Source organism: Tabrizicola fusiformis (assembly GCF_013328815.1).
Lineage (GTDB): Bacteria > Pseudomonadota > Alphaproteobacteria > Rhodobacterales > Rhodobacteraceae > Fuscibacter.
This window is the reverse complement of record NZ_JABUHN010000005.1, coordinates 283,922-301,328: the sequence shown is the minus strand read 5'-3', so window position 1 is coordinate 301,328 and position 17,407 is coordinate 283,922. Positions and strand designations below refer to the sequence as shown.

Below are 17,407 nucleotides of genomic sequence, written 5' to 3'. Positions count from 1 at the left end.
ACATTTCCGCTGTCGCAAACGGCGCATGTTCAGAACAATTTGGTCAGTGGCCAGGGCGTCCAACTGAAAGGCCGCACGCCAATGGCGCTGGGATGGATCGCCTCAGACGGATCGCGCCCCACAGCCCGCGGGCGGCGCAAGAGGAAGACCTTGGACCAGCCCCGCGTGGTGCCCACCATGGGCACCGAAGCATCGCAGGGAAACCGGGCTGCCCAATCGAGCGGCATCGCCAGCCCCGCCGCCTCGGCCCGCTCGACCATCCAGACCAGCGGGATATTGGCCAGCGGTCGGGCGACGGGAAAATGCCCCACCTGCCCGCCCACATCGGCATGGCCGCCGCGAAACCAGACCTGTTCGACGTTGCCGGTCCAGTCCGGCGGGCTGACCCACATCACGGGTTCAAACACGGCACGGGTTTCGTTCAGGGCCAGCGCGTGAAAACCATGACGGATCGAGCGGCCGAGATAGGGGCTGTGAAAGGCCGTGCGCTTTTCGGTCAGCATCCAGAGGAGCGGCAGCCGCAGGCCCAGCGCCTTGACCGTATCCCAGACTCCCACCACCTCGATCGGCGCGTGGCGGTGGCAATAGCGTGTCGCAAAGGCGCGGGCGGCGGGCGAGGCCGGGGCCTGCCGGTAATGCCGCCAGACCTGCCGCACCGCCCGCTCTGTCGCCTCTTCGCGCCGCAAAAGGCCGATCCGGTCGATCACCCCCGCCAGCGAGCGCACCGCATAGGCGCCCCGCGAATAGCCGAAAAGGAAAATCCGGTCCCCCTCCCGATACTGGCTGGCAAGCCAGCCATAGGCGCGGCTGATCTGCCGGCTGATCCCCCGCCCCTGCAGGAAGCCCGAGGCATGGCGCCACCCCTCCCATTGCAGGCCCGGCTCGTAATACAGGCGGCGGTGCTGGCCGGGGCGGTTCTCCTGCAACAGCTTGAACAACAGCCCGGCGTTGCTTTCCTGCCCCGGCTCCAGCGACGACAGCGTGCCGTCCAGAATGATCACATGATCGACAACACCCCGCACCCGCCCCGGCGCGGGCGGCGCGGCAGGCTCGCTCGCCACAACCGGCGCACCGCGCCACCAGCGCGTCAGGCGTTGCAGAATGGTCATCCGGCCCCCGTTCAGGCAAAAGGCCCGCCGCAACCGGCGGGCCCTGCCCCGAGTTTAGCCGAATTTGCCCGAACGCAAGGTTAATTCCCTGCGCTCAGAGCTTGAGCGACAGCACCGTCACCAGTTGCAACTCGCCAAAACCGTTGAAACGGCTGTTGGTCACCGTCGAATAGGCGCCCATGCCGTGGACCACCACGAAATCGCCCTCGGCGATATCGTCGGGGAAGGGCACATCGCCCGGCAGCCGATCCACCGAATCGCAGGTCGGGCCAAAACAGATGCGGCCATGCACGGCGCCGCTGCGGCGCGTGCCCTGCGGATCCAGCACTTCGATCCGGTCGATGATGCCGATCTGGCCCAGCTCGAACAGGCTGCCGTAAAGGCCGTCGTTCAGGAAGACATGCAGATCGTCGCGCACCGCCTTGATCCGCGCCGCCAAAGTGAAGGCGTCGCCGCAAAGTGCGCGGCCCGGCTCGCAGACCAGTTCCGGCAGATCGGCGCCGAACGCCTCACGCGCGACACGGCCGATGGTCTCGAACGTGGCGTCAAGCTGCGGCACCACGCCGGTCGCCCGGTGGTTCGGGAAACCGCCGCCAACATTCAGCCGGCGAATCTTCACCCCGGCGCGGCGCGCGATCACCGCCGCCTCGCGGATATAGCTGGCCCAAGCGTTCGGGTCGGTGCATTGCGTGCCCGGATGGAAGGTGATCGACGGCACAAAGCCCGCCGCCGCCACGGTCTTGAGGAGTTCGACCGCCAGTTCCTCGGTCGCACCGAACTTGGCGCCAAAGTTATAGGCCGCCCCTGCCACCGGCAGCTTGAAGCGCACCGAAATCTCGGTGCCCGCCGCCGGAACCATCTCGATCAGCTTGGCCAGTTCCGAAGCCGAATCAACCGAATAGCTTTTGATGCCCCGCGCCACGGCATGGGCGATCTCGGCCCGCGAACGCACCGGGTTGTTATAGTGAATGGCCGCATCGGGGGCCAAACGGCGGATCAGGTCAATCTCGAACGGCGAGGCGCAGTCAAACCCTTTCACGCCTGCCGCGATGAGGTTTTCCACCATCTCTTCGCCCGGGTTAGACTTGACCGCATAGGTCACCAGCCCCGGAAATCCGTCAAGAAAACGGCGCGCCATGGCCTGAACGACCGAAGGCGCAAAGAACAGCACCGGGTTCTCCGGCTGCTGGTTGCGGAGGAATTCGGTCGGATTGGTCCAGATCGTTTTGGACAGTCCCATCGGCGTGATCCTTTCTGCCAACAAGATGCAAGTCCCCTTCCGTTGCCTGATACGGGCCCGGGCACCTGCGAGGTTTTTCCAACCAGGCCAGGTGCGTATGAGCCGCCCTTTTCCTGCAACTGAGGATGCCGCATATGGGTGACATTCCCACCGGACAAAACTATATATCTGGCGTGAATCACCGTCAGAATGACGAAACCGCCGGACAAATTGCATGGATGACCTCGATCGTAACATTCTGACCCTTCTGGGGGCCGACGCACGGATGTCGGTGGCCACGCTGGCCCGCCGCTTGAAGGTCGCCCGCTCGACGATTCAGGCCCGGCTGGAGCGGCTGGAGACCGGCGGCATCATCGCCGGATACACGCTGAAACTGGGCGAGGCGGCACGGCAGGGGCGGTTGCGCGCCTCGGTCCTGCTGACAATCGAGCCGCGCAGCCAGGCCGCCATCCTGACCCGGCTGAAATCGGTGCCCGAGGTTGAGCGGGTCTTCACCACCTCAGGCCGTTTCGACCTTTTGCTGCAAATCGCGGCGCCGAACACCCAGGTGCTTGATTCGGTGCTGGATCAGATCGGCGCGATGACCGGCGTGAAAAGCTCGGAAAGCCTGATCCACCTCTCCACCCGGCTGGACCGCGCCGTCTGATCCTTGCGGGCCGGGCACCCGGCCCCGCCACCGCGAGACATCAGCCGTCGAAGAGATCGCTCTGCCCCGGTGCGCGTGGGGCATCGAGACCAAGGTGGCGCCATGCCTTCGCGGCGAGCATCCGGCCACGCGGGGTGCGCTGGATCAGACCCTGTTGCAAGAGGTAAGGCTCGATCACCTCTTCGATGGCATCGCGGCTTTCCGACAGCGCGGCCGAGAGGGTTTCCACCCCCACCGGCCCACCGCCATAGTTTTCGGCGAGGAGCAACATATAGCGCCGGTCCGCACCATCGAGGCCAAGGTGATCCACCCCCAGCCGGGTCAGCGCACGGTCGGCGATGTCGCGCGTCAGGCGGCCATCCCCCTCGACCGTGACGAAATCGACCACCCGGCGCAGAAGACGCCCGGCAATGCGCGGCGTGCCCCGGGCGCGGCGGGCAATCTCGCGCGTGCCGTCGGGATCGCTGGCAATGCCCAGCAGCCGCGCGCCACGGGTCACGATCAGGTCCAGTTCGTCTTCGGTATAGAATTGCAGCCGGGTCGGAATGCCGAAACGGTCGCGCAGCGGCGTGGTCAGCAGGCCCAGCCGCGTCGTGGCACCGACCAGCGTGAAGGGTTGCAGGTCAATCCGCACGGTCCGCGCCGCCGGGCCTTCGCCGATCACCAGATCCAGCGCGAAATCTTCCAGCGCAGGATACAACACCTCTTCCACCACCGGCGACAGACGGTGAATCTCGTCGATGAACAGCACATCGCGGGGTTCGAGATTGGTCAGGATCGCCGCAAGGTCGCCCGGCTTGGCCAGAACCGGCCCCGAGGTCATGCGAAAGCCGACCCCCAATTCGCGCGCCATGATCTGCGCCAGAGTGGTCTTGCCCAGACCGGGCGGGCCGTGGAACAGCGTGTGGTCCATCGCCTCGCCCCGCATCTTGGCGCTTTCGATGAAGACGCGCAGATTGGCACGCGCCTCGTGCTGGCCGATGAACTCGTCCAGCCCCTGCGGGCGGAGCGCACGGTCATTGTCTTCGGGCTGGCGGTCGGGGCGCAGGGCCGGGTCGGATTGCATGGCTTATCCCCGGGGTGCCAGCAGTTTCAGGCTGGCGCGGATCAGGGCGGCGGTGTCGGCCTCGGGCGTTTCGCCGGCGACGGTGGCCACGGCCTGCGCCGCGTCACCCTGCGAATAACCAAGGTTGATCAGCGCCGAGAGCGCGTCGGCGGTAAAGGCAGCGCGGGGCGGCGGAGGCGGCGCCTTGGCGCGCTTTGGCGCCGCCGTCGCAGGCTCGATCACCACATCTTCGGCGCTGGCGGTGGCGGCAAGGCTGACGCCCATCGCCATGACGCCCGGCGCCTTGGATTTCAGCTCAAGGATCACCCGTTGCGCCAGTTTCGGCCCCACCCCCGGCGCGGCCTGCACGGCGCGGGCATCGCCCAGCGTGATTGCGCGCGCGGTGCCCTCGGCGCCCAGCGTGCCAAGAATCGCCATGGCCGCCTTGGCGCCCACGCCCTGCACGGTGGTCAGGAGTTTGTGCCACTCTTTCTCCAGCATGGTGGGAAAGCCGAAGAGTTGCAGCAGGTCTTCGCGCACCATCAGTTCGGTATAAAGCGACACCGCCTCGCCTACGCCGGGCAGGCCAGCCAGCGTGCGCTCGGACACATGCACGATATAGCCCACCCCGCGCACGTCGATCAGCACCTGATCGCTGCCGCGCCAGTCCAGCCGCCCGGAAATCTTGCCGATCATCCTGCCGCCCTCCGCAGCGCATCCTGCAACCGGGTCGAGCTTTGCAGATGATGTGCATGGCAGATCGCCACGGCCAGCGCATCTGCCGCGTCCGGCCCGGTAATGGCCACCCCCGGCAGGTGCAGCCGCACCATATGGTCCACCTGCACCTTGGCGGCATGGCCGACGCCAACCACGGTCTTCTTTACCGCATTGGGGGCGTATTCGCCCACCTCGATCCCGGCCTGCGCCGGAACCAGCAGGGCAATCCCGCGCGCCTGCCCCAATTTCAGCGTGGCCACTGCGTCCTTGTTGACGAAGGTATGCTCCACCGCCGCGGCATCGGGCGCATAGGCCCGCAGAACCTCGGTCAGTTGGGCGTGCAGGCTGCGCAACCGCTGGGCAAGGCTGCCCTCGGCGCCGTCCGAATGGCAGATGCCATTGGCGACATGGGTGATGCGGGCGCCGGCCACGTCGATCACCCCCCAACCCAGATTCCGCAAGCCCGGGTCAATCCCCAGAACGCGCATGCCTGCCCCTTTTCGGTCTTTTCCAAGGGTTAGCACGAAAAGAGAACATCCGCCAAGATCAATTGCAGACTTGTCGCCGTGCGGGTCGGGCATTATGCACATGCAGCAAAGGCGACAATCGCGGTCCGAAACCCGACATTGGCCGCCAGTTCGGGGCACCCACCCTGAAAAACATGGCGAAAATGTGGCGACAAGCCATGCAGGACACGCATTGCAGGCATGTCCGCACTCTCATTGCTTTGCATACGCAGCATGACTATTTAGCCGTCATCGGAGGCGGGAAGCTGCCTCCCCCGTGAGCAGTTTGTGAAAGGATACCGCCATGGCCGCCTATGAAACGACCCGCACGGCGCCGTTCGGCGCCATCTCGATCTTCCGCTTCGTTCAGTCGCTGACCGAAGTGACCGCCCGCTTCTCTGCCTGGAACGACGCCCGTGTGACGCGCAAGGCGCTCACCAAGCTGTCAGACCGTGAGCTGGAAGACATCGGCCTGTGCCGGGGCGACATCGAGCTGATCGGCCGCTGAGGCCGAAGCCGAGCCCGCAATCAGGGCTTCAAGATGCTGGGCCGTCGTTCGCAAGAACGCCGGCCTTTTGCATTTCCGGGGTCATTTCTGGATTTGCAGCATGGCATGGGCAATCTGCCCCGCCATGAACTGGGTCAGCGGATCGGCCTGCATCATCCATGCACCCAGCCGGTCAAACCCCTCGCCCGCCTCAAGCCGCGCCACACGGTCCTGATAGGCCGAGGCGCCGACGGAATACAGGATCGCCCCCTTCATCGCAAAGATGGCAAAGGCGACCAGCAGCAGCGGCATCAGGAAGGAACGGCGGCGGCGTGTGCCCCGGATGCGGCGCGGTTCCGGCATACCGCCGGTCTGATGCGCCCAACCATGCGCCCGGGCCCGTTCAAAGCGCGACACGCGGTCATAGAAATCGACAAGATTCGGATCGGCCATACCTGAAATCCCACATACACTCGCCCACCCAAGGTAAAACTAGGTCGGGAATGTGGCGAGATTGGGGCAGATGGCCCGGTCCTGCCCCGGGAAAGCCCGAAACGGTCTAGTTCCGTTTCAGCACCAATGCCGACCACTCCCCCAGATCCTCACGCGCTTCGGGGGTGAAACCGGCCGCCACATAGGCCGCCGTCACCGCCTCGGCCTGCACCACCAGAAGGCCGGACAGGATGACAAGTCCGCCCGGCGCGGTATGGCGGGCCATATCGGGTGCCAGCTCGATCAGCGGGCCTTTCAGGATATTGGCGAAGACCAGATCATAGGGACCGGCCTGATGCAGGCGGGGATGGGCAAAGCCCGCCGCCTCAAGGCATTCCACCCGCCCGTCCAGCCCGTTGATCGCCACATTCGCCTCGGCCACATCCACCGCGACCTGATCAATGTCGCTGGCAATGACCAGCGCATCGGGCAACACCGCCGCCGCCGCCATGGCCAGAACCGCCGTGCCGCAGCCGATATCGGCCACCTTGCGCGGGCGAAGCCCGGCGTCGAACAGCCGGTCGAAGGCGCGCAGGCAACCCAGCGTGGTGCCGTGGTGGCCGGTGCCAAAGGCCACGGTCGCCTCGATCTGCAAGGCCACGCGCCCCGGGGCCGTCGGCACCTTGTCGGCATCGTGGCTGCCATAGACAAAGAAGCGCCCCGCCTCGACCGGGCTCAACTCGCGGCGCACCTTGGCGACCCAATCGACATCGGGCACTTCGGAAATGGCAAAGGGCCGCGCACCATGTTTGGCACCCAGACCGTTCAGCACCGCCGCATCCGGCGCGTCGTGGAAATAGCTGCCCACCTCCCACAGACCCGAGCCATCCTCGATCTCGAAGGCGCCCACGCCATAGGGGGCGGGGTCCAGCGCCTCAAGCGCCTCGGCCAGCGCGCGGGCGGCAGCCTCCCCGGGCAGGGTGGTCAGGGCGGAGAAGGTGTTCTGATGCTGCTCGCTTACCGTGAAGGGGGTGGCACCAAAGGCCGCGGCAACCACATCCAGCAGCGTCGCATCGGGGGCGAACTGGAAGGTGGCCAGCACCTCGACCATGCCGGGCATCCCCTCGGCATCATAGCATTCGGCATCCAGCGGGGCCGGGCTCATCCGTTCCAGCGCCTCGGCAAGCGCGAAAGCGGCATCATCGCCTTCGACCAGCGAACTTGCGAGATAAAGCGGCATCGGAACCCCCGGTTGCTGTCCTGCCCCGCGGCTTAGGCGCTTGGCCCTTCCGGGTCAAGCGCAGGGGGCCTCAGCGGGCCGCAACCCCCGTGCCGATCGGGCAGGTCACGCCGGTTCCGCCGATGCCGCAATAGCCGTCGGGGTTCTTGGCCAGATATTGCTGGTGATAATCCTCGGCAAAATAGAACACCGGCGCCGGCAGGATTTCGGTGGTGATTTCCCCCAGCCCCTGCGCATTCAGCGCCGCCTGATACACCGCTTTCGAGGCATGGGCCGCCGCGGCCTGCGCTTCGGAATAGGTATAGATGCCCGAGCGATAGGTGGAGCCGATGTCATTGCCCTGCCGCATCCCCTGCGTGGGGTTGTGCCCCTCCCAGAACAATTTGAGCAAGGCTTCATAGCTGACGACCGCGGGATCGAAGATCACCCGCAGCACCTCGTTATGGCCGGTCAACTGGGTGCAGGTCTCTTTGTAGGTCGGGTTCGGCGTATAGCCCCCGGCATAGCCGACCATGGTCAGCCAGACCCCCGGCACCGCCCAGAACTTGCGCTCCACACCCCAGAAACAGCCCATGCCGAACATCGCCTCTTCCATGCCCGCAGGCACCGGCGATTTCAGCGGCAGACCCGAGAGGAAATGCACCTCGGCGGTGGGCAGCGGGTCGGGGCGACCCGGCAGCGCGTCGGCTGGGTCCACCATCTGCATCTTGCGGCGGTCAACGAAGAACATGGGGGCCTCCTTTCGCCTGAGCCTGCAATATAGAGCGGCAAGACGGTTGCGACCAGCCATGCCGCCAAGGCAGACTGACACGAAAGGGAGAGCGCCATGGCAGCCGAGAAGATCACCGTTCAGAACGTCGGCCAGCCCGGCAAGACCTATCAGGTCGATGCCGCCAAATATACGGAGATGCGGGCCAGAGTGCTGGAGGCGCTGCCCGACAAGGCGCCGGGCCTGAAGGTGGCCGACCTGATCGAAACCGTCCGCCCCCGGCTGGACCCCGGACTGTTTCCGGGGGGCGCGACGGCAGGCTGGTGGGTGAAATGCGTCCAGCTTGACCTTGAGGCCAAGGGGGTGATCGTCCGCCATGACAAGGCCCCGGTGCAGCTCTGGCGGCAGGCATAGCTGGCAAAGCCCCCGACCCCTCCGCCAAGCGGGCCGCGACACCCTTTGGGGGAAATGTCGGTCCCGGCGATGCACGCCTCGGCTTTGCGCGACGATCTAGTAAAAACTCTGCGGGTCGATATCCACCACCAGCCGCAACTGGCTGGGCAATCTGATCTGGCCGATCCATTCGGCAACCGCCGCCTGAATGGGCACGCCCTTGGCCGCCTTGACCAACAGGCGCACCCGGTGGCGCCCGCGCACCCGGGCGACCGGCGCCGGGGCCGGGCCATAGACCTGCGCACCCACCCGGCGCAGCGGATCGTCCCGGCGGGCGAGTTCGGCGCCCACGTCAAACGCCTGTGCCACATCGGGCGAAGACAGGATAATCCCCACCATCCGGCCATAGGGCGGCACACCCGCCGCCCGCCGTTCCTCGGCCTCGGCCCGCAGGAACGCCTCTTCATCGCCGCCAAGGATGGCGCGGATCACCGGATGCTCGGGCTGGTGGGTTTGCAGATAGGCCACCCCGCGCTTTTCCGCCCGCCCCGCCCGGCCCGTCACCTGTCGTATCAGTTGAAACGTCCGCTCGGCCGCCCGCAGGTCGGACCCTTGCAGGCCAAGGTCAGCGTCGATTACCCCCACCAGCGTCAGCAGGGGAAAGTTGTGCCCCTTGGCCACGATCTGCGTGCCGATGATAATATCCGCCGCCCCCTCGGCAATCCCCACAATCGCCTCTTTCAGCGCCCGGGCCGATCCGAAGAGGTCCGAGGACAGCACCGCCAGCCGCGCCTGCGGAAAGCGCGCCGTCACCTCTTCGGCCAGCCGCTCCACCCCCGGGCCGACCGCCGCCATCTTGCCCTCAACCCCACAGGACGGGCAGGCCTCGGGCACCGGCTTGGTGGCGCCGCATTGATGGCAGACCAGCCGTTTGAGAAAACGATGCTCGACCATCCGGGCGTCGCAATGCTCGCATCCCACCTGCGCCCCGCAGGCCCGGCAAAGCGTGACCGGCGCATAGCCGCGGCGGTTCAGGAACAGGAGCGACTGTTCCCCCTTCGCAATCCGCGCCTGAACCTCCCCGGCCAGCCGGGCCGAAATCCACTGATCCGCCGACAGGCTTTCGCCCCGCATGTCGATGGCGCGCATCTCGGGCAATTCCGCCGTTCCGAACCGCGCGCCAAGGTCGATGCGGCCATATTTGCCCGCCTCGACATTGGCCCAGGTCTCAAGGCAGGGCGTGGCCGAGGCCAGAACCACCGGCGCCCCGACGATGCTTGCCCGCAACACGGCCATATCGCGGGCGTTATACATCACGCCCTCTTCCTGCTTGTAGCTGGTGTCATGCTCTTCATCGACCACGATCAGCCCCAGATCGCGGAACGGCAGGAACAGCGCCGACCGCGCACCAACGACGAATTGCGCCCCCCCCTGCCCCACCATCCGCCACAGCCGCCGCCGCTCGGTCTGGGTGACACCGGAATGCCATTCGGCCGGCCTTGCGCCAAAGCGCGCCTCGACCCGGGCCAGAAAATCCGCCGTCAGTGCGATTTCCGGTAGCAGGACCAGTGCCTGCCGCCCGGCACGCAGACATTCCGCCACCGCCTCAAGGTAAACCTCGGTCTTACCCGAGCCGGTGACCCCTTTGAGCAGCGTCGCCGAAAACGCCCCCGCCGCGACCGCCGCCACCAGCGCATCGCCCGCCGTGACCTGGTCGCCCACCAGCCGCGCAGCCCCCTTGGGTGCCATCGGCGGATAGGGCAGATCGCGCGGCGCATCTTCCTCCAGCACCACGCCCAGCTTGACCAGTCCCTTGACCACCGAGGCGCCGCAGCCCGCCGCCTCGGCCAACTCGCCCAACGTCACCGGCGCCTCGCGGAACGACCGCAGCGCCTCGACCACACGAAACCGCGCCTCGGTCATCTGGTTGGGCACCGTGCCGCCCAGCCGGTAGACCCGCTTGGTCGAAGCCGGATCGCCCAACCCCGGCGCCCGCGTGGCCAGCCGCAGCATGGCGGGCAACGGCGTCAGCGTGTAATCGGCAGCCCGGGCCAGAAAGCTGCGCAGCTCGGCCCGCATCGGTGCCGCCTCCAGCACCCGATGCACCGGACGGATGCGGGCAGGATCGAACTTACCCTCGCCTGGACCCCAGACCACGCCCAGCACCCGGCGCGGCCCCAAGGGCACCTCGACGAAATCGCCGTCGCCACAACCGCCCTCGGGCGCCTTGTAATCCAGCACCCGGCCCAGCGGTTCGGTGGTGAGAACGCCCACCAGTTCGCCCGCCTCATAGACCCGCTCGACCACGGCACCTCCGTTAGCGTTACCACAAGGCTTTCGCCCCCGCGTGGTTTCAGGTAAACCCCCCGCAACCGCATTCCAACCCCCATTCCCAACCTGCCGGAGACCGCCCCATGAAGTTCTTTGTCGATACCGCCGACGTCGATGCCATCCGCGAACTGCACGATCTGGGCATGGTGGACGGCGTGACCACCAACCCCTCGCTGATCCTGAAATCGGGCCGCGACATTCTCGAAGTCACCAAGGAAATCTGCAGCTTCGTCTCCGGCCCCGTCTCGGCCGAAGTCGTGGCGCTGACCGCAGACGAGATGATCGCCGAAGGCCGCAAGCTGGCCGGAATCGCGCCGAACATCGCGGTCAAGGTGCCGCTGACCTGGGACGGGCTGAAAACCTGCAAGGTGCTGTCGGGCGAAGGCAAGATGGTCAACGTGACCCTGTGCTTCTCGGCCAATCAGGCGCTGATCGCGGCCAAGGCCGGCGCCACCTTCATCTCGCCCTTCATCGGGCGGCTGGATGACATCAACCTCGACGGGATGGAGCTGATCTCGGACATCCGTCAGGTCTATGACAATTATGGCTTTGAAACCCAGATCCTCGCCGCCTCTGTCCGCTCGGCCAACCATGTCACGCAATGCGCGCTGGTCGGCGCAGATGTGATGACCGCGCCGCCTTCGGTGATCAAGGCGCTGGCCAGCCATCCCCTGACCGACAAGGGGCTGGAGCAGTTCATGAAGGATTGGGCCAAGACCGGCCAGAAGATCCTGTAAAGACAGCACCCGCCCCGGCCGCCGGACGCTCCGCGGGGGATATTTATCGCCAAGATGAAATCGCCGTGCATTCATCTTGGCCCAAATATCCCCGCCGGAGGCATCCGAAGCCGGGGCGGGGCACATGCAGAAAAATGAGGCGCAGCGGGCGCGGCCCTGCTATCATGCGCCCAACAGCAAGAACCGTCAGGGGCAGCATGATCGACCAGGATTTGCGGGACCGCATTCTTGCGGAGCCCGATGCTTTACTCGAAGACCGCGATGTGATGAACGCCCTGATCGGCGCGAACGAGCGGCTGATGGGGTCGAACATCGTCGATCTGCGCGGCATTGCAATGGAACGGCTGGAATCGCGGCTGGACCGGCTGGAGGATACCCACCGCACGGTGATCGCGGCGGCTTATGAAAACCTTGCCGGCACCAATCAGGTGCATCGCGCCATTCTGCAACTGCTGGACCCTTTGAGTTTCGAGGATTTCCTCAAGGCGCTGGCGGGGGATGTGGCGCAGACGCTGCGGGTGGATTGCGTGCGGCTGGTGCTGGAATCGGTGCAGGATGCCGAAGACCCGGCGCTGCGCCGTCTGGGCGACGTGTTGTATGTCGCCGAGCCGGGCTTTGTGCAGGATTATGTCTCGGGCGGGCGCAACGTGCCGCTGCGCCCCGTCGTGCTGCGGCAGGTCTTGCCGCAATCGGATGCGCTTTATGGCGAGCGGGCGGGCTGGGTCCGCTCCGAGGCGCTGATGAAGCTGGATTTCGGCAAGGGCCGGTTGCCCGGGATGCTGGCGCTGGGGGCCGAAGACCCGCATCAGTTCAAACCGACCCATGGCACCGACCTTCTGGGCTTTTTCGCGGGCATTTTCGAGCGGACCATGCGCCGCTGGCTGTCGTGACCGCGGACAGCCTTGCGCTGTCACCCGCCTGGCGACAGGCGTTGTCGGACTGGCTGGACCATCTGCGCGCGCTGGACGGGGCGGCGAAGAATACGCTTGATGCCTATGCCCGGGATGTCGGCGGGTTTCTGGGCTTTCTGGCGCGGCATCACGGCGGGGCTGCCGGACGCGGCGCACTTTGTGCCCTGCCTGCGACCGATCTGCGGAGCTGGATGGCGGCCGAGACCAAGCGCGGCCTGTCTGCCCGTTCGCGGGCGCGGGGGCTTTCGGCGGTGAAGGGTTTCCTTGCCTGGGTGAATGACCATGACGGCGGCGATGTCTCTGCCCTTCTGGCGGCGCGCGGCCCGAAGTATCGCCGCCGCCTGCCCCGCCCGGTGTCGGAAGAGGCCGCCGTCGATCTGATCGGCGCCGTGGCCGATCAGGCGCGCGTGGACTGGATCGCGGCGCGCGACGCGGCGGTGGTCACCCTGCTTTACGGTTCGGGCCTGCGGATCTCCGAGGCGCTGGGGCTGACCGGCGCGGCCCATCCGCTGCCCGAGGTGCTGCGCATCATCGGCAAGGGCGGCAAGGAGCGGTTGGTGCCCACCCTGCCCGCGGCGCAGGCGGCGATTGCCCGCTATGCTGCGCTCTGCCCCTATGCGCTGGACCGCGACGGGCCGCTGTTTCGCGGCGCGCGGGGCGGGGCGCTGAACCCGCGGCTGGTGCAACTGGTGATGGAGAAGGCGCGGATGCAACTGGGCTTGCCGGCCAGTGCCACGCCCCATGCCATGCGCCACAGCTTTGCCACGCACCTTCTGTCGGCGGGCGGCGATCTGCGCGCCATTCAGGAATTGCTCGGCCATGCCTCGCTCTCCACCACTCAAGCCTATACCGCTGTGGATGCGGCGCGGCTGATGGAGGTCTATGAAAAGGCCCACCCCCGGGCGTGAAACCTTGCCTGACTCCTTGCGGGACACCCGATTTTGCGCGAAGAAATGCCATGGATATCCGTCTCAAAGCCCTCTCCGTCCACCTGCTGACCGCTTCGGGCGCAGTTCTGTCGATGTTTGCCATGCTGGCCGCCGTCGAAGAGAAGTGGAGCCTGATGTTCCTCTGGCTGGTGGTGGCGCTTCTGGTGGACGGGATCGACGGGCCGCTGGCCCGGCGCTGGGACACGCCGCGCAACTGGCCGACCTATGACGGCGTGCTGATGGACCTGATCGTCGATTACCTGACCTATGTCTTCATCCCCGCCTATGCGCTGTTCAAATCGGGGATGCTGGATGGCTGGACCGGCTGGTTTGCCATCATTGTGATCTGCTACGGCTCGGTCATCTATTTCGCCGATACGCGGATGAAGACCAAGGACAAGAGCTTTTCCGGCTTTCCGGCCTGCTGGAACATGGTGGTTCTGGTGCTGTTCGCGCTGGACCCCAATCCGACGACGATCCTTGTCGTGGTCAGCTTCCTGACGGTGGCGATGTTCCTGAACCTGAAATTCGTCCACCCCACCCGCACCAAACGCTGGCGCGAGGTCACGCTGCCAGTGTCGCTGGCTTGGGTGGTTTTTGCCGCCTGGGCGGCTTGGGTGGATTTCGCCGAAGGCTCGGTCGCGCATTGGGGGCTGGTGGCAAGCTCGCTTTACCTCTGCCTCGCCGGGATCGCGCAGCAGGTCTTTCCGGCCAAGGTCCGCCGCATAAGCTGACCCCGCGCCCTAAAGCCGCGTCACCATCACGCCACCGACGATCACCAGCGCCGCCAGCGCCTTGCCCCGCGTCATCCGCTCGCCAAAGGCCAGCCAGCCGATCAGCACGGCAAAAAGGATCGAGGTTTCGCGCAGCGCCGCAACTAGGGCGATGGGCGCGATGGTCATGGCCCAGACCGAAACGCCATAGGCGCCATAGCTGGCCGCCGAAGCGATGAAGCCCACGCCCCATGCCTTGCGCTGGCGCGGCAGCACGTCGATGCCCTTCCATGCCAGCATCCCCAGCGCGAAGAACAGCCCGTCCACCACAAAGACCCAGGCGACATAGGCCACCGCATCGCCCGCCACCCGCGCGCCCGAACCGTCGATCAGCGTGTAGGTTGCCGTGGCACAGGCAGAGCCCAGCGCATAGGGCAAGAGCTTGCGGTTCTCGCCGCTGGCAAAAACCCCCTGCGCCATCAACAGGATACCGGCGCCCAAAATGGCGATCCCGGCATATTCCATCGGCGTGATCACATCTTTCAGGAACACCCCCGACACCAGCCCCACCACCAAGGGCGCCGTGCCGCGCGCAATGGGATAGACCCGGCTGAGGTCTCCCCGTTCATAGGCGTAGGTCAGGAAGAACTTGTAGAAGAAATGCGCGCAACCCGCCGCCAGAACCCAAGGCGCCACGTTCCATTCCAGCGCCGGGCGCGTCGCCAGCACAGCCAGCCCGATCGGCACCTCGCCGATGGACAGGATCACCATGGCGCCAAGGCGCGAGGTTCCGACCTTGATCAGAGAATTCCACAGCGCATGCAGGAAGGCCGATCCAAGGACCGCCGCCATGACCCAGAAGCTCACCCGATACCCCGCCTGCCCGTCGGCCCCGCTGGCCCTTGCCCGTCATGGAACCGTTACAAAGCCTTGCGCGGCAGGGCAAGGCCGCGCGGTTCTGGACTGGCCGGTGCCCGCCCTCTGGAATCACCCTGAGAGGCTAGAGCAGCAGCGTGCCTTCGTGCCGCAAGAGGGCCGCCTTGGTCTCAACCCCGCCCCGCGCCGAAAAACCGCCCAGACCGGCGGCACCCAGCACCCGGTGGCAGGGAATGATCACCGGCACCGGATTGGCCCCGCACGCCTGCCCCACCGCCTGCGCCGGGGCACCGACCGCGCGGGCAATCTCGCCATAGCTGCGGGTCTGGCCGAAGGGGATAGCGGCCATCGCCCGCCGCACCCTTGCATGAAGCCCCTCCCCCCAATCCAGTGGCAGATCGAAGGTCTGGCGTTCTGCGGCGAAATACCCGGCAAGTTGCGCCAGAGCCTGCCGCAACAGCGGGCTATCATCCGCAGCCCCCTCATCGGACCAGCGCAGCGAGGTGATCACCCCCTCCGTCTCGCCCACGACCAGCCGGCCAAGGGGCGTCAGCAGGGCCGCGCGCAGCGTCACGGGAAACTGACCAGCGTTTTCGGCGTCACCTCGCCGTCATAGCTTGGGTCAACATCAAAACGGGTCAGGCGGAACGCCTCATCCACCAGCGTCCAGACCGCGGCGGAAGAGGCATCGCCAATACCGCGCCAAGCCGAATATTCGCTGATCGTGCCCGCAGCGGCATCGACACTGGCATTCACCACATAGGAACTGGCCGAATACCCCGCGATGCGGACCTCTTTCACCGGGCCTTCGTAATTCTCGGGGTCTTCCAGCACCACGTCCAGATCGGGCCGCGCAAAGGACAGCGGCATCAGACCGCTGCTCTCGCTGTCGCTGAAGAACACGGTCTGCACATTATAGGCGCCGATGTTGCAGCGAAACTCCCACAGGGTCACCGGCACCGGATCGCCGCCCCATGTCACGGGCGAGGTCATGTCATGGCGAAGCGGCGGATCGACCAGACTGCCATCCTCAAGGAAAGCGGCGCTGCAATAGCTGGAAAACGCGCCGGTAAAGGCCGCAACCGCCGCCGCCTGATCGGCGCGGGCGGCGGTGCCGCAGGTCAGGGCAATCAGGGCAAGGGGGGCGGTCAGGCGCATCGGGCACTCCGGCTGATCTGGCTGGATTTGCCCCGGACTGTCACACCGCCACCCGTTCCGCCAGCGGGCGGAATGCCTCGCGCAGCATGGTCGCCATGCCCTCGATCGCCTCGGAGGTGCCGCGCGGATTGCGCCGCAGCAAAACGCGCGAACTATCGATGATGGGAAACCCATCCGCCGCCGTCAGCTCGCGGCATCCGACCGGGATGGTCGAGCGGGAAATCGGCGCAATCGCCAGCCCGTTCTGCACTGCCATCCGCATCGCGCCCGCATCGTCGCATTCAAAAGCCACCCGCCACGGCAGCCCCTGCTGATCCAGCGAGCGTTCAGCGAAATCGCGGCACCAGTCCGACCGCATGAAGACCGCCGCCGGCAGTGGCCGCCGCAGATGCTGCTGATGGGTGACCGAGGTGGCCCAGACCGTCGGGTCGATGCACAGAACCTCGCCCTCGCCGACATAGCTCCAGTCATAGATCACGGCGAGATCGATGTCGTCGGAATCCATCGCCTGCAACTGCGGCTCGGAATGGTCGCAGCGCACCGAAACCTCCACCTCGGGGTGGCGCTCGGCAAAGGCCGACAGGGCCCGGGGCAGGACGGTGCCGGAATATTCATCGGGAATGCCCACCCGCACCGGCCCCACCAGCGGCTTGACCCGCAGGGCCAGAGCCGCCTCCTCCAGAAGGGCCGTGATCCGCCGCGCATAGGGCATCAGTTGCGCCCCCCGGGGTGTCAGTGCGACGCCGCGCGGCAACCGCTCGAACAGGGGCTGGCCAAGGCTGTCTTCCAGCCGCTTGATCTGCAGGCTGACGGCAGATTGCGTGCGCCCCAGCCGGTCGGCGGCGGCCGTCACCGATCCGGTATCGGCCACCGCAAGAAAGCTGCGCAAAAGGTCGCTGTCGGGCGGCGCGATCATCGGTTTGCCATGAATATTCCTGATGTCACCCATGAAACCTATTCGTTTGTGAAATGTCAACGCCCATGGCAAAACCGGGGTCTGACACAGGAGACCCGTCATGTTCCGCCATATCCTTTCTCTTCTGCAGTTGCGCCATTCGACCGCGTTCCTGCTGGCGCGACAGGATGACCACCTGCTGGCCGACATCGGGATGAACCGCGACGATCTGGCGGCGATGCATCTGGGGCTGGATCGCGGCCGGATGCTGTCGGATGCGGCCCGCTTCCACTCACTCCCCCAGCGCGTACACCCTGTCCGCGCCTGAGGAAC

The 17,407-nt window shown here is 66.2% G+C and carries 21 protein-coding genes; 8 read left to right on the top strand and 13 right to left on the bottom strand.

Annotated features, from left to right (window positions below):
• Positions 1-29: 29 nt before the first annotated feature.
• Positions 30-1,109 (bottom strand): DUF2235 domain-containing protein, encoded by a 1,080-nt coding sequence (locus HS053_RS10430; protein WP_174211176.1) that lies wholly within the window; start codon positions 1,107-1,109, stop codon positions 30-32.
• 94 nt (positions 1,110-1,203) lie between these two features.
• Entirely contained in the window at positions 1,204-2,349 is a 1,146-nt protein-coding gene (locus tag HS053_RS10425) for a type III PLP-dependent enzyme (RefSeq protein WP_174211175.1), read from the bottom strand.
• A 214-nt stretch (positions 2,350-2,563) separates the two neighbouring features.
• On the opposite strand from HS053_RS10425, the gene HS053_RS10420 reads away from it, so the two are divergent.
• Positions 2,564-2,995: an Lrp/AsnC family transcriptional regulator gene (locus tag HS053_RS10420; protein WP_174211174.1), complete on the top strand. Its 432-nt coding sequence runs from the start codon at positions 2,564-2,566 to the stop codon at positions 2,993-2,995.
• Between the two features lie 40 nt (positions 2,996-3,035).
• Here HS053_RS10420 and ruvB read toward each other — a convergent pair whose 3' ends face one another.
• Genes ruvB through ruvC form a run of 3 tightly spaced genes read right to left on the bottom strand, consistent with a single transcriptional unit; the run spans position 3,036 to position 5,245 of the window.
• Complete coding sequence (gene ruvB, locus HS053_RS10415; protein ID WP_174211173.1) at positions 3,036-4,061, bottom strand: Holliday junction branch migration DNA helicase RuvB; 1,026 nt, start codon at positions 4,059-4,061, stop codon at positions 3,036-3,038.
• A gap of 3 nt (positions 4,062-4,064) precedes the next feature.
• Positions 4,065-4,736 (bottom strand): Holliday junction branch migration protein RuvA, encoded by a 672-nt coding sequence (gene ruvA / locus HS053_RS10410; protein ID WP_174211172.1) that lies wholly within the window; start codon positions 4,734-4,736, stop codon positions 4,065-4,067.
• The gene (ruvC, locus tag HS053_RS10405) at positions 4,733-5,245 is read right to left on the bottom strand and encodes a crossover junction endodeoxyribonuclease RuvC (protein WP_174211171.1); all 513 of its coding nucleotides are present in this window, start codon (positions 5,243-5,245) and stop codon (positions 4,733-4,735) included. Before ruvC ends, ruvA begins: the two co-directional genes overlap by 4 nt.
• 322 nt (positions 5,246-5,567) lie before the next feature.
• Between ruvC and HS053_RS10400 the strand changes: the two genes are divergently transcribed.
• Positions 5,568-5,771, top strand: a complete 204-nt coding sequence (locus HS053_RS10400; protein WP_174211170.1) for a DUF1127 domain-containing protein — start codon at positions 5,568-5,570, stop codon at positions 5,769-5,771.
• A gap of 81 nt (positions 5,772-5,852) precedes the next feature.
• Here HS053_RS10400 and HS053_RS10395 read toward each other — a convergent pair whose 3' ends face one another.
• The 3 genes from HS053_RS10395 to msrA form a co-directional block, all read right to left on the bottom strand.
• Positions 5,853-6,203, bottom strand: coding sequence for a hypothetical protein (locus tag HS053_RS10395; RefSeq protein ID WP_174211169.1), 351 nt, complete (start codon positions 6,201-6,203; stop codon positions 5,853-5,855).
• A 106-nt stretch (positions 6,204-6,309) separates the two neighbouring features.
• Positions 6,310-7,239 carry a 50S ribosomal protein L11 methyltransferase gene (locus HS053_RS10390; RefSeq protein WP_458358890.1) on the bottom strand — a complete coding sequence of 310 codons (930 nt, stop codon included), beginning with the start codon at positions 7,237-7,239 and terminating at the stop codon, positions 6,310-6,312.
• A 253-nt stretch (positions 7,240-7,492) separates the two neighbouring features.
• On the bottom strand, positions 7,493-8,152 hold the full coding sequence (msrA, locus tag HS053_RS10385) for a peptide-methionine (S)-S-oxide reductase MsrA (protein ID WP_174211168.1): 660 nt from the start codon (positions 8,150-8,152) through the stop codon (positions 7,493-7,495).
• Between the two features lie 96 nt (positions 8,153-8,248).
• Between msrA and HS053_RS10380 the strand changes: the two genes are divergently transcribed.
• Positions 8,249-8,545: a DUF6958 family protein gene (locus HS053_RS10380; protein ID WP_174211167.1), complete on the top strand. Its 297-nt coding sequence runs from the start codon at positions 8,249-8,251 to the stop codon at positions 8,543-8,545.
• A gap of 96 nt (positions 8,546-8,641) precedes the next feature.
• Here the strand turns inward: HS053_RS10380 and HS053_RS10375 are convergent, their stop codons facing one another.
• Complete coding sequence (locus tag HS053_RS10375; RefSeq protein WP_174211207.1) at positions 8,642-10,798, bottom strand: primosomal protein N'; 2,157 nt, start codon at positions 10,796-10,798, stop codon at positions 8,642-8,644.
• Between the two features lie 140 nt (positions 10,799-10,938).
• On the opposite strand from HS053_RS10375, the gene fsa reads away from it, so the two are divergent.
• From fsa to HS053_RS10355, 4 genes are all read left to right on the top strand, one after another.
• Complete coding sequence (gene fsa, locus HS053_RS10370) at positions 10,939-11,592, top strand: fructose-6-phosphate aldolase (RefSeq protein WP_174211166.1); 654 nt, start codon at positions 10,939-10,941, stop codon at positions 11,590-11,592.
• 197 nt (positions 11,593-11,789) lie between these two features.
• Positions 11,790-12,482 (top strand): DUF484 family protein, encoded by a 693-nt coding sequence (locus tag HS053_RS10365; protein WP_174211165.1) that lies wholly within the window; start codon positions 11,790-11,792, stop codon positions 12,480-12,482.
• Positions 12,479-13,411: a tyrosine-type recombinase/integrase gene (locus HS053_RS10360; RefSeq protein WP_174211164.1), complete on the top strand. Its 933-nt coding sequence runs from the start codon at positions 12,479-12,481 to the stop codon at positions 13,409-13,411. Before HS053_RS10365 ends, HS053_RS10360 begins: the two co-directional genes overlap by 4 nt.
• A 50-nt stretch (positions 13,412-13,461) precedes the next feature.
• Positions 13,462-14,166 (top strand): CDP-alcohol phosphatidyltransferase family protein, encoded by a 705-nt coding sequence (locus HS053_RS10355; RefSeq protein WP_174211163.1) that lies wholly within the window; start codon positions 13,462-13,464, stop codon positions 14,164-14,166.
• 9 nt (positions 14,167-14,175) lie between these two features.
• Here the strand turns inward: HS053_RS10355 and HS053_RS10350 are convergent, their stop codons facing one another.
• From HS053_RS10350 to HS053_RS10335, 4 genes are all read right to left on the bottom strand, one after another.
• The gene (locus HS053_RS10350; RefSeq protein WP_174211162.1) at positions 14,176-15,012 is read right to left on the bottom strand and encodes an EamA family transporter; all 837 of its coding nucleotides are present in this window, start codon (positions 15,010-15,012) and stop codon (positions 14,176-14,178) included.
• A gap of 133 nt (positions 15,013-15,145) precedes the next feature.
• Positions 15,146-15,589, bottom strand: a complete 444-nt coding sequence (locus HS053_RS10345; protein WP_174211206.1) for a methylated-DNA--[protein]-cysteine S-methyltransferase — start codon at positions 15,587-15,589, stop codon at positions 15,146-15,148.
• 2 nt (positions 15,590-15,591) lie between these two features.
• Positions 15,592-16,179 carry a DUF1176 domain-containing protein gene (locus HS053_RS10340; protein WP_174211161.1) on the bottom strand — a complete coding sequence of 196 codons (588 nt, stop codon included), beginning with the start codon at positions 16,177-16,179 and terminating at the stop codon, positions 15,592-15,594.
• A gap of 40 nt (positions 16,180-16,219) precedes the next feature.
• Positions 16,220-17,128, bottom strand: a complete 909-nt coding sequence (locus tag HS053_RS10335; protein ID WP_241699812.1) for a LysR family transcriptional regulator — start codon at positions 17,126-17,128, stop codon at positions 16,220-16,222.
• A gap of 67 nt (positions 17,129-17,195) precedes the next feature.
• On the opposite strand from HS053_RS10335, the gene HS053_RS10330 reads away from it, so the two are divergent.
• Positions 17,196-17,402 carry a hypothetical protein gene (locus HS053_RS10330; RefSeq protein WP_174211160.1) on the top strand — a complete coding sequence of 69 codons (207 nt, stop codon included), beginning with the start codon at positions 17,196-17,198 and terminating at the stop codon, positions 17,400-17,402.
• Positions 17,403-17,407 lie beyond the last annotated feature (5 nt).